Genomic DNA, 13,796 nt, shown 5'->3' on the forward strand with positions numbered 1-13,796 from the left:
TGGACGGGTGTCGAATCCCGTCGCGCCGTCGTATTCTCGAGCTGGCGGGTGTCGGTGAGCACGATCTCTCCGTTCTCCAACCGCGGGTGGACGGCGTCCTGCAGGGCGCTCATCACCAACCGGATGAGGGTCCCGTGGGCGACGACCACCAGATCAGTGTCCGAATGCTCCCGGACCAGGCCGACCAATGCGGCCAGTCCCCGGTCGACGACCTCGGCTTCGGGTTCGGCACTGAGCAGCAGTTCGTCGATCCGGGGGCGAGGCATCCCGAGCACCGCCCGACCTTCGCCCTCGCCGTAGTGGCGTTCCTGGAGCCCCACGACGGGTTCCACCGCCTCGAGACCCAGCGCGGTACCGATCAGCGTGGCGGTCTCCACCGCCCGGCCCAACGGCGAGGAGACCAGGACGCCCCAGTCGCCGTCGTGCCCGGCCAATCGTTCCCCGGCGGCCCGGGCCTGGGCCCGGCCGGCCTCGTTCAGGGGGATGTCGGTCTGCCCCTGAAGACGGCCCTCGGCGTTCCATGCGGTTTCCCCGTGGCGCACCAGCGCAATGCGTGTTCCCATGCACCCATCCTATCCGGGGCCCGCAGCGTGCAGTTTGTTCGGACCGGCCACGAAAAAGCGCCACGTGGCGAAACATTCTTTGATGGAACCCGGAGATTTGTCACGATGGGGGATCGGGAACCTCCCGACCCCACCCCGAAGGAGCCACCACGTAGATGTCCGATCACCGGTTTGGATTCCGTACCCGCGCCCTGCACGCCGGAGGCACCCCCGATGCCGAGCACGGGGCCCGTGCGGTCCCGATCTACCAGTCCACCTCGTTCGTGTTCAAGGACACCGACGACGCGGCCAACCTGTTCGCCCTGCAGAAGTACGGGAACATCTACTCCCGGATCGGCAACCCCACCGTCGCGGCCTTCGAGGAACGCGTTGCCTCCCTGGAAGGGGGCATCGGGGCGGTGGCCACCGCCTCGGGCATGGCCGCGGAGTTCATCACCTTCGCCGCACTGACCGGCGCCGGAGACCATATCGTCGCCTCCTCGAAGCTCTACGGGGGCACCATCACCCAGCTGGACGTGACGCTGCGCCGCTTCGGCGTGGACACCACCTTCGTGGACAGCAACGAGGCGGCCGACTTCGCCGCCGCCCTCCGCCCGGAAACCAAGGCCATCTACACGGAGGTCGTCGCCAATCCGTCGGGGGACATCGCCGACCTCAAGGGCCTGGCGGCCGTCGCCCGCCAGGCGGGCATCCCGCTCGTCGTCGACTCCACCCTCACCCCGCCGTACATCCTGCGCCCCATCGAACACGGTGCGGATATCGTCATCCATTCGGCCACCAAGTTCCTGGGCGGCCACGGCACGACGATGGGCGGGGTCGTCGTCGAATCCGGCCGCTTCAACTGGGGCAACGGGAACTTCCCGACCCTGACCGAACCGGTGCCCTCGTACGGCAACGTGTCCTGGTGGGGGAACTTCGGCGAATACGGGTTCCTGACGAAGCTGCGCTCCGAACAGCTCCGCGATATCGGTCCTGCCCTGTCCGCCCAGTCGGCCTTCCAACTGCTGCAGGGGGTCGAGACGCTCCCGCAACGCATGGACGCCCATCTGGCCAACACCTCGACGATCGCCGCCTGGCTCGAGGCCGACCCCCGCGTCAGCTACGTGAACTTCGCCGGACTACCTTCCCACCCCCAGCACGAACGGGCGCAGGACCTGCTGCCCGATGGGGTCGGCTCGGTCTTCAGTTTCGGGATCTCCGGCGGGCGCGAGGCCGGAGGCCGGTTCATCGAGGCGCTGCAGCTGGCCAGCCATCTGGCCAATATCGGTGACGCCCGCACCCTGGTCCTGCATCCGGGATCGACGACGCATCAGCAGTTGAACCCCGAACAGCTGGCCGCCGCGGGCGTGCCGGAGGACCTGATCCGGCTTTCGGTGGGGCTCGAAGACGTCGAAGACATCATCTGGGATCTGGATCAGGCACTCACCGCCGCCCAGGCCACCTCCGCCGACGCCGCCGGAGCCGATGCGACCCCAGCAGATAGCGCCGAAGAGATCGGAGTCTTCTCGTGAGCACCGAAACCACCGAGCGCGGATGGATCGGCCCCTCGGCCCCCGAACGGTTGAACATCCTGCGCAACACCCGTTCGATCGCGATCGTGGGGGCTTCGAATAAACCCTCCCGGGCCTCCTATTTCGTGGCGACCTACCTGCTCTCCTCCACCAGCTACACGGTCTACTTCGTGAACCCGGTGCTGGACGAGATCCTGGGCCGGCCGGTCTACGGCTCGTTGGCCGAGCTGCCCGAGGTCCCCGATCTGGTCGAGGTGTTCCGCAAGAACGACGACCTGCCCGGCGTCCTGGACGAGGCCCTCGCGGTCGGGGCGAAAACACTGTGGCTACAGCTCGGCGCCTGGCACGAAGACGTCGCGACGAAGGCCGAAGCCGCGGGAATGAACGTGGTGATGGACCGCTGCGTGAAGATCGAACACGCCCGGTTCCACGGCGGCCTGCATCTGGCCGGTTTCAACACCGGCGTCATCTCCTCCAAACGGCAGGTCCTGGCCTAGAAACTACGACGGCGGCCCTCCCGAAGCCCGGGATGGCCGCCGAGGTCGGCCCCCCCTCAAGCATTGATGTCGGTGCCGATCCGCCGGTTGGCCAGCACCGGCAGGAACTGGCGGACTTCCTCCACCCGGCGACGGGTGACGTCGACGGTCGCCAGCGCCTCGGTTTCCTCGCCCAGGAAGGCCACCGGGATGCCCAGCGGATCCAGGATCGCCGAGTGGCCCACGGTGTTCGTCGAGCTCGTCCCGGCGGCAGCCACCCAGACCGTGTTCTCCACGGCGCGGGCCTTGAGCAGGGTCTCCCAGTGGTCGATCTTGTGGTCGCCCTTGAACCAGGCGGCGGCCACGAGGACCACGTCCGCGCCGGCGACCGCCAGACGGCGGGCCACCTCGGGGAAACGGATGTCGTAGCAGGTCATGATCCCCACGTTCAGTCCGCCGATCTCGAAGACGGGGACCGCCTCGACGTCGCCGGATTTGATCCGGCTGGACTCCTGGTAGGAGAAGGCGTCGTAGAGGTGGATCTTGCGGTACGTCCCCAGGATGGCACCGCTGGAATCGATGGTCACCAGCGTGTTGTAAGGCTGGGGGTCTGCACTGGGCTCGTATCCCCCGGCGACGATCGCGACCCCGAATTCGACGGCCAGGAGCGAGAGCTGCTGGACGAAGGTGCTCCAATCCCGCTCCACGGCGGTGCTCAGATCCCCCTCGACCTTGCGGACCGTGAACATCGTTTCCTCGGGGAAAAGCACCAGTTCCGCACCGGAATCCTTGGCGCGGGCGACCAGGCGGCGAACCACCTGCAGGTTCTCTGCCATTTCGCCGCTGGGTGAGAGCTGTCCAACACTGATCTTCATGGTTTCCGCCTTCCGCTGTGCGTGCCTCCAGCCTACCCATGATCGATCAAAAGGTGGATGGATCCAGACGGTGCAGACCGTAACGTTGAGGACGTGAAGAAGCCTCAACCCAATAAGTGGGCCGCCCTGGCCGTTCTGGCCGCCGGCCTATCCATGATCGTGCTCGACGGCACCATCGTCGGCGTCTCCCTGCCGACGATCATCACCGACCTGGGACTCGACCTCGGCGACGCCCAGTGGGTCAACAGCCTCTACTCGGTGGTGCTGGCCGCCCTGCTGCTCAGTGCCGGCCGATTGGGCGACCGGGTCGGACGACGCAAACTCTTCGTCGCCGGCGTCGTGCTGTTCATGGCCGGCAGCCTGTTCTCCGCGATGGCCGACTCCTCTTCCTCCCTCATCCTGGGCCGGGCCATCCAGGGCGTCGGCGGTGCCGCCGTCCTGCCGTCCACCCTGGCCAGCGTCAACGCCAACTTCCAGGGGCGCGACCGTGCTGCCGCCTTCGGTGTCTGGGGCGCCGTGATGTCCGGGATGGCAGCCGTCGGCCCGCTGCTGGGCGGCTGGCTCTCCTCCAGCGTCGACTGGCGGTGGATCTTCCTGGTCAATCTGCCCTTCGGTCTCCTGATCCTCGTGGGCACCGTGCTTTTCGTTCCCGAAACCAGTGACACGCATGCGTCTCCGGGATTCGACGTCGTCGGGCTACTGCTCAGCGCCTCCGCGTTCGGCCTGTTGGTCTTCGCGCTGATCGAGGGCCCCACACTGGGTTGGTGGACCCCCCAGCAGCCCTTGACCATCGGCCCCGTATCCTGGCCCGCAGGCAGTTCTCCGGTCATCCCGCTGGCGGTCACCGGCGTCGTGCTCCTCGCGGCGTTCCTGGGCTGGCAGGGGCACCGCGCCACCGTGGGCAAGGCCGCCCTGCTGGATTTGACGCTCTTCAGGATCAGCACCTTCTCCTGGGGAAACACCGCCGCAGCTGCGGTCGCCGTCGGCGAATTCGGCCTGCTGCTGGTCTTGCCCCTCTTCCTGGTGAACGTGCTGGAGACCGGCACCCTCGGAGCCGGGCTGATCCTGGCAGCCATGGCGTTGGGTGCCTTCGGCTCGGGGGCAGCGGCACGGCATCTGGCCGATCTGATGGGCGCGGCCCGGGTGGTGATCCTCGGTCTGGCGCTGGAGGTCGTCGGGGTACTGGTGCTGGCGATCTTCACCAGCAACAGCCTGCCCATCGCCCTGTTGGTTCCTGTGCTGGTCGTCTACGGTCTGGGGCTGGGCCTGGCCTCGGCACAGCTGACCGGGACCGTCCTGCGGGACATCCCCACCGAAGCCTCGGGCGAGGCCTCGGCCACCCAGTCCACCGTGCGCCAGATCGGCTCCGGGCTCGGCTCGGCCATCGCCGGAACCATCCTGGCCGTCGCCACGGCGGCCAGCGCCATGGGCCTGCTACGCGATGCCGGCGCCGACGAGGCCACCGCCACCAAAATGGCCTCGGGGCTCAGTGACTCCGCAGGCGGCCTGATCTCCAGCGTGAATCCCGCCAACCCGTTGCATGATGCCCTGACCGCAGGGTTCGCCACGGGCGTGCAGTGGTCGCTCTTCGGCGCTGCAGCATTCCTCATTCTCGGGCTGATCGCCTCGTTCCGGGTCGCCTCCGCGGCCCGGTTGACCGGCAAGGGCGCCACGGGCGCCGACGCGGGGCTCAGCCAGGAGTAACCTGAGCGCATGGAAACCGACCAGCGCACCGTGGACGTCTGCGTCGTCGGCGCCGGGCCCACCGGACTGATGGCGGCGAACTGGCTGGAACGACTCGGGGTCGAGGCGGTCATCATCGACGGCAAGGCGGGGCCCACCCGTGAATCACGGGCCTTGGGCGTCCAGGCCCGGACCATGGAGATCTACGCACAGCTCGGCGTGGTGGACCAGGTCCTGGCCCAAGCGGTCCCGGCCAACGAGATGCGCCCGGGAGTCGGTCGCAGCTCGTGGCATCCGGTGCCGCTGGATCGGATCGGCCAAGGGCTGACCCCCTACCCGGGGATCACCATCCTGGAACAGCACGCCAACGAAGAGATCCTGGCCTCCCGGCTCGCATCCCGCGGGCGGGCGGTGGCCTGGAACACGAAGCTGCTCGGTCTCCGACAGGACGGCGACGGGGTCGACCTGGACGTCGAGTCCGCCGATGGGCCCCGGCAGACGATCCGTGCCAGGTACGTGGTGGCCGCCGACGGCGCCTCCTCCCCGACCCGCGGGCAGTTGGGGATCGGCTTCGAGGGCGAAACCAACGAAAAGGTCTTCTACGTCATCGACGCCCACGACGTCCACGGCACCGGATCGGGCATCAACGTCCGGCTCGCCGGCGATGACTTCCTGCTGACCTTCCCGATGTCCGACCCCTCCCCGGACGCCCGCAGGGTCAGGCTGCTGGGCATCCTGCGTGAGGCCGCCGGGGCCCGGAGCAGCACAGCCCACGCTGCCAGTGGCGATCAGGTCGGCGTCGATGAGCAGCGCGCCCGGGGCGCGCTGGAGCAGGACTTCGGGGTGAGCTATTCCCAGGCGGGCTGGTTCGCCACCTACCGGGTCCACCACCGGGTGGCCGATGCCTTCCGTGCCGGGCGGGTCTTCCTGGCCGGGGATGCCGGTCATGTGCACTCCCCCGTCGGGGCCCAGGGCATGAACACCGGACTGCAGGATGCCCATAATCTTGCGTGCAAGCTCGCCGATGTCCTCTCCGGTCGCATGCCCGAGTCCTATCTTGAACGCTACGAGGCCGAACGCCGTCCGGTCGCCCGCAGGCTGGTCGCCACCACCGACCGACTCTTCTCACGGGTCACTTCCTCCACGGCCCGGGCACGGTTCATCCGCAGCCGGGTGATGCCGTTGCTGTGGCCGGTCCTGGTGCGTGTGGCCCCCCGGGGCCCGCTCGGCACCCGGATCTTCGGCTACGTCTCCCAGCTGCGCATCCACTATTGGATGACCGAGCAGGAGCGGACCCGGGCCGAGGCGCGCCACGGTGTGGCGAGGATCCGGCGCCGGGATCCGGTGGTGGGCCGCCGGCTGCCCTGGATCGGGGCGACGAACCCGGGCGAGGACAACCACGCCCCGCTGGCCTCGGCCCGGTGGCAGGTCCACGCCTACGGGGCGCGGGCCGCAGGCCGGGGAGCCATCACGGCCCAACAGCATGGCGTCGAGTTGCACCTCTTCGGGGCATCGCCGCGGCGTGGGCTACCCGACGGGACCGTGGTGGTGGTGCGCCCCGACGGGTTCGTGGCCGTGCGGCATCGGGTCAGGGCGCACCGCCGCGAGGCCTAGAGCGAGTCGTCGATCAGGTCGTGACGCACGATCGTCTGCTCGCGGTCCGGGCCGACCCCGATGGCCGAGATCCGGGTTCCCGAGATCTTCTCCAGCGACAGGATGTAGTTCCGCGCGTTCTCCGGCAGATCCTCCATGGTCCTGGCCTTGGTGATGTCCTCGGTCCAGCCGTCGAAGTATTCGAAGATCGGCTTCGCGTGGTGGAAGTCGGTCTGCGTCATCGGCATCTCATCGTGGCGGACGCCGTCGACGTCGTAGGCCACGCACACCGGGATCCTCTCGATGTTCGAGAGCACGTCGAGTTTGGTCACGAAGTAGTCGGTGAAGCCATTGACCCGCGAGGCGTGGCGGGCCAGAACGGCGTCGTACCAGCCGCAACGGCGGGCCCGTCCGGTGTTCACACCGAACTCACCGCCAGTCTTTTGCAGGTACTCGCCCATCTCGTCGAAGAGCTCGGTGGGGAACGGGCCGGCCCCGACACGGGTGGTGTAGGCCTTGATGATCCCGACCGAGCGGGTGATCCGGGTCGGCCCGATGCCCGAGCCGACGGAGGCGCCGCCGGCCGTCGGGTTCGAGGAGGTCACGAACGGGTAGGTGCCGTGGTCCACGTCCAGGAACGTGGCCTGCCCGCCTTCCATGAGCACCACCTTGCCGGCGTCGAGCGCCTCGTTGAGCACGAAGGTGGAATCCACGACCAGCGGGCGCAGCCGCTCCACGAAGCCCAGGAAGTACTCGACGATCTCGTCGACCTCCGCGGAGCGGCGGTTGTAGACCTTCACGAGCAGTTCGTTCTTCTGCCGCAGCGCCCCCTCGACCTTTTGGCGCAGGATGGATTCGTCGAAGACGTCCTGGACGCGGATGCCCAGCCGGCCGACCTTGTCCATGTAGGCCGGGCCGATGCCCCGGCCGGTGGTGCCGATGGCCCGCTTGCCCAGGAAGCGTTCGGTGACCTTGTCCATGGTCTGGTGGTAGGGGGCCACCAGGTGGGCGTTGGCCGAGATGCGCAGCTTCGAGGTGTCGGCGCCGCGGGCTTCGAGGCCGTCGATCTCCTCGAACAGCGCTTCGAGGTTCACCACGCAGCCGTTGCCGATGATGGGGGTCGCGTTCTGGGACAGGATGCCCGCGGGAAGGAGCTTCAGCTCGTACTTCTCGCCACCGACGACGACGGTGTGCCCGGCGTTGTTGCCGCCGTTGGGCTTGACCACGTAGTCGACACGGCCTCCGAGCAGGTCAGTGGCCTTGCCTTTTCCCTCGTCACCCCATTGGGCTCCGACGATCACGATTGCTGGCATGGGATCCTCCCCCTTGCGTGGGTCAGCGGCCGGCTTGCGCCGGGTTCCGGCGGTGCCGGACACAAGAACGCCCCTGACCTCCGTACCCCGCCCCGAAACCGGGCTGGAGCGTAAGAGTGAAAGGGGCTCTTACGCATCAAGGTTACCCAAGTGCCCGCCAACATGCGACTTTTTCCACGCATTGGACCAGTCATGAAGCGTCGGCGGCCACCGGGGAGAGCCAGCGCAGCGCTCCCGCACGGAACCGTGCCCCCGACCACGACCCGGCCTGCTCGGGGATGCGCCCGAGCCAGGGGGTCGAGGTGGTGGCGCACCGCTGGCGCAGATACTCCTCGTTGGTGGCATGGAGGATTTCGGGGTCTTCGGGCCAGCTTCCCAACAACAGCCCAGTCAGTTGCAGGCCGCGGGCCCGGGCGGCTTCGAGGGTGAGCAGGGTGTGGTTCAGGGTGCCCAGGTCGGGGCGGGCCACCAGCACCAGGCCTCCGTCCACGGCGGTGCACAGTTCGGCCAGGGTCTGTCCGGCGGCGGTGAGTTCGACCAACAGACCCCCGGAGCCCTCGACCAGGACGAGGTCCACGTTCGAGGCCAGGGCCCGGATGGTGGCCACATGTTCGCTCAGCGGTGGCAGCGCGACCCCGGCGTCCCGGGCCGCGGGCACCGGAGCCAGGGGCAGCGGCAGCCGGATCCCTTCCTTCACGACGACGTCCTCCCCGGCCAGCCGGTTCACCTCGGAGACATCCGCCGGTTCCGGTCCGCTTCCCGTGGCGGGGATGCCGGTCTGCACCGCCTTATACACACCGACGCGCAGCCCTTCGTGCTGCCAGCGGGCGGCCAGCGCCGCAGTGGCCACCGTCTTGCCCACACCGGTATCGGTTCCGGTGACCATCACGATCTTCATGTTCCTCCATCGATCTGCGCCCGGACCGCCCGAGGCGCCTGAAAGGAGAGCAGCCGCAGCCACTCGGGTTCCGGGCCGGAAGGCACCGCGTCCGGTAGGGTGCGGGCCACCTCGTGGAGCACCAGTCCTGCTTCGAGTTCCGTCAGGCGGGCGCCCAGGCAGCGGTGCAATCCGTGGCCGAAGGCCAGCCCATAGCCGGCCCCGTCCTCGGCCACCGCGTCCGGGGCGTGGTGACCGGTCAGTTCCAACAGGATTTCGGCCCCTGCGGGCAGTTGGCGGCCGGACAGCGTGGCCCCCGGCACCGTTGTACGTCGCCAGGTGGGGACCGAGGACTCGGTGGCCAGCACCTGACGGACCCGCCGCTTGCTGGCCGTCAGCCCGTCGGGTCCGCCGCATTCGGCCCAGGCCACGGGATCGGCCAGGGTGCGGTGGAGGACGGTGTTGATCAGCAACGCCGTCGTCTCCTGTCCGGCGATGACCAGGAAGTAGCCCAGCGAACAGATCTGCCGTACTCCCAGCCCTGCCTCGTGCAGGACCCCGAACAGGTTCGTACTGCCCCTGCTGGCGGTGACCGATTCCCTGAGCCAGGCATGGAAGTCGGCGGCCCCGTGGGCGAGTTCGACCTGGCGGTCCGGCCCGGGCCACCCCCAGAACAGTTCCAGCGAGTCACGGCTCCACCGTTGCAAGGTCTCCTGCTCCGGTCCGGGCACCCCGATCAGTTCCCACATGATCTGCGCGGGGATCCCGCCCACGCGTTCGCCCAGGTCCAGCGTGGATCCCTGTTCCAGTGCGGGCCGGGCTCCTGCTGCCTGTTCGCGGGCCAGCGAGCTGACCCGGTCGGCGACGGCTGCGACCTTGGCCGGGCTGAAGAAGCGGGCGACCAGTCTCCTGACGCGCAGGTGTTCCTCCCCCACGGCCGAGGCCAGTACCGGCGGCAGGGCGAAGCCGACCCGGGCCAGGACACGCAGCGCCTCCGGGCCCAAGGGTTCGACGGCGGTCAGGGCGTTGGTAGGGAGGAATTCCGTGGTGCGCTGAAGGACCTCGCGTACCTGCTGCGGGTCGCTGACGGTGAAGTAGTCGGCGGCTTTCATGCCGTCACCCGGGCATGGCGTGACACCGTTCTGGCCACCGTGGCCAAAACCTCCACCAGCTCCTCGGGGTGCTGGGTGGCCCGGGCCGTCAACCGGATGCGGGAGATGCCGTCCGGGACGCTGGGCGGTCTGAAGCATCCGACGGCGATCCCGGCCCCACGCAGTTCAGCGGCGATCATGGTGGCCGTTTCGGCCGATCCCACCCGGAGGGAGACCACGGCCCCGGCCCCGGATTCGATGACCTCGACCTCGACCTGGTTCCTCTGCCCCGGACTCGAACCGGCAGGGAACAACCGGCCCAGCGTGCCGGTCATCAGCGCCACGCGCTCCGGCACCAGCCCGGCCAGAGCGGGGTCTTCCTCCAGGATCCGCACGGCTTCGCCGGCCGCCGCCGCGCTGCCGGGCGCCAGGGCGGTATCGAAGATGAAGCTCCTGGCGGTACTGGCCAGGTGGGTGCGCAGCATTCCTGCCGGTTCCCCGCCGAACAGCACGGCCCCACCTTGGGCGCCGAGCGCCTTGGACAGCGTCGCGGTGACCACCACCGAGGGGTCCGCGGCCAGCGAAGCGGCCCGCACCGCCCCACCGGCGGTGCCCACCCCGAGTGAATGGGCCTCGTCGACCAGCAGCAGGGCGTCGTACCGGCGGCAGGCGGCAGCGAGTTCGGCCAGCGGGGCGGCGTCCCCGGAGACCGAATATACGGATTCCACGACGACCACGGCCCGCGGTTGGCTGCGGCTGGCCAGTAGGTCGATGGTTTCCTTCACGGAATGATGGGAGGTCCAGGCCAGCGGGCTGCGGGCCAGCCGGGCCCCGTCGATGAGACTGGCATGGGCCTGCTCATCGAGCACCAGCAGTGTTCCAGGCCCGCCGAGCGCGCCGAGGATCCCCAGATTGGCCAGGTAGCCGCTGGAGAAGACCAGTGCCTCGTCCCTGCCGGTCAGCCGGCAGAGCCCGTCTTCGAGTTCCCGATGCACCGGATGTGTCCCGGTGACCACCCGGCTGGCGGAGGAACCGGTCCCGTGGCGCAGGGTCGCCCGGTGCGCCGCCTCGGCCAACCGGGGGTCGCGGGCCAGGCCCAGGTAGTCGTTGGAGGCCAGATCGTAGAGTCCGGTGGCTTCGTCGGTGGCGCGGGCCAGTCCACGCACCTCTCGGACCCGGGCACGTTCTAGGAGCCAGTGCTGCCAGGCGCTCATGCGTGGACCTCGGCGATCGCCCCGGTCACCGCTGAGCAGAGCCGGGAGATCTCCTCCGCCTCGGCTACGTAGGGCGGCATGAGGTAGACGAGGTTCCTGAAGGGGCGGACCCAGGCGCCGGCCCGGACGGCGGCATGGGTGAGCGCGGTGATGTCGACGGGCCGATCCAGTGCGATGACGCCGATGCCTCCCAGCACCCTGACGTCGCTGACGCAAGCAAGTTCCATCGCCGGTTGCAGTCCGGTGAGCAGGCCGGCTTGCAGGGCAGTGACCGCGGTCTTCCAGGCGGGCACCCCGGCGGCGTCCGGGGTGGCGAGCAGGTCCATCGAGGCGGCGGCGATGCGGCAGGCCAGCGGGTTGCCCATGAAGGTCGGTCCATGCAGGATCGCGTCGGTATCGGAGGCGGCGATGGCGCGGGCCACCTTCTGCCCGACCAGCAGTGCCGCCAGGGTCACGTAGCCGCCGGTCAAGGCCTTGCCCACGCACATCAGATCCGGGACGACGCCGGCCCATTCGCAGGCGAAGTACCTTCCGGTGCGCCCGAAGCCGGTGGCGATCTCGTCGAGGATGAACACCAGATCCTCCGCGTCGGCGATCTCCCGCAGGATCCGCAGGACCTGCGGCGGGTAGACATACATGCCCCCGGCCCCCTGGAGCACCGGTTCCACCACGATCCCCGCCAGGGTGTCGGAGGACTCGGCCACCAGCCGCCGGACCTGGCCCTCCCAGGCATCGAGTGCTTCGGTGTCATAGGTCCAGGTCCCGCCCTCCGGGGTCCCCGCGTCGGGCTCGAAACGGGCCGGAGGTGGACGGGAGGCGAAGAGGTGATCCGCCACCAGACCGGGGAAGGCCGAATGCATCCCGTCCACCGGATCGCAGACACCCATCGCCCCGAGGGTGTCACCGTGGTAGCCGCCCCGCAGGGCCAGGAACCGGTGGCGGCCGGTGTGGTGCCGGGCCCCCTGGTATTGCACGGCGGTCTTCAACGCCACCTCGATGCTGACCGATCCGGAATCGGCCAGGAAGACGTGCTCGAGCCCGGGTGGGGCGGCAGCCCGCAGGCGTTCGGCCAACTCCACCGCCGGGGCATGGGTGAGCCCACCGAACATGACATGGCTGTAGACCTCGATCTGGGCGTGGGCCGCGGCGTTCAGGGTCGGATGGTTATAGCCGTGGACCGCCGACCACCAGGAGGACATCCCGTCGATGACCCGGTGGCTGCCGCCGGGGCCGGCGAGTTCCAGCTGGCTGCCGGCGGCGGAGGTGACGGAGTACAGCGCCCCGGCGTCCAGGCTCGCATAGGGGTGCCAGAGCAGGCCCGCGTCCCGGTCGAGCAACCTGGGTGTGGCAGTGCTGGTGTGGGGCGCACTCATGCGTTGGGGGCCACTTCCGTCCCGGCACCACGACGGCGGATGGTTGGGTTCGCCCCGACGTTTTCCCTACTGGCGCCCAGGACCTCGAAGCCCGCATCGGAGATCATGGCCAGATCCGCCTCGGCCTCCTGGCCTTCACTGGTGAGGTAGTCGCCCAGGAAGAGCGAGTTGGCGACCTGCAGCGCGAACGGCTGCAGGGAGCGCAGATGCATTTCGCGTCCCGCGGCCATCCGGACTTCGGAGGCCGGGGCCGCGAGTCGGACCAGGGCCAGGATGCGCAGGCATTTGAGCGGGGTCAGTTCCCACGTCCCTTCCAATGGCGTGCCGTCGAAGGGCATGAGGAAGTTCACCGGGATGGAGTCGGCGTCCAGATCCCGCAAGGCGAAGACGGCCTCGACGAGCTGCTCGTCGGTTTCGCCCATCCCGACGATGAGTCCCGAGCAGGGGGACAAACCCGCCGTCTTGGCGGCCTGGACCGTGGCGACCCGGTCGGAGAACTCGTGGGTGGTGCAGATGTCCTCGTATTTGGATTCGGCGGTGTTCAGGTTGTGGTTGTAGGCGTCGACCCCGGCCTCGCGCAGTTTTTCGGCCTGACCGGATTTCAGGATCCCCAGGCAGGCGCAAACCTCCACCTCGGGGTTGCGTTCCCGGAGCTGGCCGACCATCCCTGCGACCCGGTCGACGTCGCGGTTGGCCGGCCCCTTGCCACTGGCCACCATGCAGACGCGGCTGGCGCCGCCTTGGATGCCCAGCTCGGCCTGCCTGACCGCTTCATCGGCGTCGATCCAGGTGTACTTCAGGATCTGGGCGGCCGAACCCAGCCGTTGGGAACAGTAGGTGCAGTCTTCGGGGCAGAGACCCGATTTCAGGTTCACCAGGTAGTTGACCTTCACCGTGTTCGAAAAATGACGACGTCGCAGCTCCCCTGCGGCGCCGACGAGGGCGAGGGTCTCCTCATCGGGGGTGGCCAGGATGGCCGCTGCACCCTCGGCGTCGAGTCCGTGACCGGCGGCCACCTTCTCGACGACCCCACGCCAACTGCTCGGAGTTGTATTGGCTACGGTCTGCTCATCGGTCGACTCCGCGACCCTGGCCTCTGGTGTTCCTGCTGGCATTGCCACGTTGCGTCTCCCTCATAAATCATGATTGAACACCGTTCAGCGGTGTCGTCGATCCAGCGTACAATAAATTGAACGGCGTTCAGCCACTCCCCGGGCACCGTAGACT

Annotated in this window: 12 protein-coding genes; 4 read left to right on the forward strand and 8 right to left on the reverse strand. The window is 68.7% G+C overall.

Annotation, left to right across the window (positions count from 1 at the left end):
* On the reverse strand, positions 1-563 hold a 563-nt coding region (locus ACT3UE_RS14605; RefSeq protein WP_444566941.1), incomplete at its 3' end, for a histidine phosphatase family protein.
* 155 nt (positions 564-718) lie between these two features.
* Between ACT3UE_RS14605 and ACT3UE_RS14610 the strand changes: the two genes are divergently transcribed.
* Positions 719-2,074, forward strand: coding sequence for an O-acetylhomoserine aminocarboxypropyltransferase/cysteine synthase family protein (locus tag ACT3UE_RS14610; RefSeq protein ID WP_444566942.1), 1,356 nt, complete (start codon positions 719-721; stop codon positions 2,072-2,074).
* Positions 2,071-2,571, forward strand: coding sequence for a CoA-binding protein (locus ACT3UE_RS14615; RefSeq protein ID WP_444566943.1), 501 nt, complete (start codon positions 2,071-2,073; stop codon positions 2,569-2,571). Before ACT3UE_RS14610 ends, ACT3UE_RS14615 begins: the two co-directional genes overlap by 4 nt.
* A 56-nt stretch (positions 2,572-2,627) precedes the next feature.
* Here the strand turns inward: ACT3UE_RS14615 and ACT3UE_RS14620 are convergent, their stop codons facing one another.
* Complete coding sequence (locus tag ACT3UE_RS14620) at positions 2,628-3,425, reverse strand: carbon-nitrogen hydrolase family protein (RefSeq protein WP_444566944.1); 798 nt, start codon at positions 3,423-3,425, stop codon at positions 2,628-2,630.
* 93 nt (positions 3,426-3,518) lie between these two features.
* Here ACT3UE_RS14620 and ACT3UE_RS14625 point away from each other — a divergent pair, with 93 nt between their 5' ends.
* Both ACT3UE_RS14625 and ACT3UE_RS14630 read left to right on the forward strand, forming a co-directional pair.
* Positions 3,519-5,129: a DHA2 family efflux MFS transporter permease subunit gene (locus ACT3UE_RS14625; protein ID WP_443381965.1), complete on the forward strand. Its 1,611-nt coding sequence runs from the start codon at positions 3,519-3,521 to the stop codon at positions 5,127-5,129.
* A 9-nt stretch (positions 5,130-5,138) separates the two neighbouring features.
* Entirely contained in the window at positions 5,139-6,722 is a 1,584-nt protein-coding gene (locus tag ACT3UE_RS14630; protein WP_443381963.1) for an FAD-dependent monooxygenase, read from the forward strand.
* On the opposite strand, the gene ACT3UE_RS14635 is transcribed toward ACT3UE_RS14630, so the two are convergent.
* From ACT3UE_RS14635 to bioB, 6 genes are all read right to left on the reverse strand, one after another.
* Positions 6,719-8,014: an adenylosuccinate synthase gene (locus ACT3UE_RS14635; RefSeq protein WP_443381961.1), complete on the reverse strand. Its 1,296-nt coding sequence runs from the start codon at positions 8,012-8,014 to the stop codon at positions 6,719-6,721. The two genes, ACT3UE_RS14630 and ACT3UE_RS14635, sit on opposite strands and share 4 nt — an antisense overlap.
* A gap of 190 nt (positions 8,015-8,204) precedes the next feature.
* Positions 8,205-8,912 carry a dethiobiotin synthase gene (gene bioD / locus ACT3UE_RS14640; protein ID WP_443381959.1) on the reverse strand — a complete coding sequence of 236 codons (708 nt, stop codon included), beginning with the start codon at positions 8,910-8,912 and terminating at the stop codon, positions 8,205-8,207.
* A complete protein-coding gene (locus tag ACT3UE_RS14645) occupies positions 8,909-10,003 on the reverse strand; it encodes a cytochrome P450 (protein ID WP_443381957.1) in 1,095 nt (364 codons plus the stop codon). The genes bioD and ACT3UE_RS14645 overlap by 4 nt, the downstream gene beginning before the upstream one ends.
* Positions 10,000-11,196, reverse strand: coding sequence for an aminotransferase class I/II-fold pyridoxal phosphate-dependent enzyme (locus ACT3UE_RS14650; RefSeq protein WP_443381955.1), 1,197 nt, complete (start codon positions 11,194-11,196; stop codon positions 10,000-10,002). Before ACT3UE_RS14650 ends, ACT3UE_RS14645 begins: the two co-directional genes overlap by 4 nt.
* Positions 11,193-12,569, reverse strand: coding sequence for an adenosylmethionine--8-amino-7-oxononanoate transaminase (gene bioA / locus ACT3UE_RS14655; protein WP_443381953.1), 1,377 nt, complete (start codon positions 12,567-12,569; stop codon positions 11,193-11,195). The genes ACT3UE_RS14650 and bioA overlap by 4 nt, the downstream gene beginning before the upstream one ends.
* Complete coding sequence (gene bioB, locus ACT3UE_RS14660) at positions 12,566-13,684, reverse strand: biotin synthase BioB (RefSeq protein ID WP_443382116.1); 1,119 nt, start codon at positions 13,682-13,684, stop codon at positions 12,566-12,568. The genes bioA and bioB overlap by 4 nt, the downstream gene beginning before the upstream one ends.
* Positions 13,685-13,796: the final 112 nt, after the last annotated feature.

It is taken from the genome of Arthrobacter sp. 179, assembly GCF_052379645.1.
Classification (GTDB): Bacteria; Actinomycetota; Actinomycetes; order Actinomycetales; family Micrococcaceae; genus Arthrobacter_H.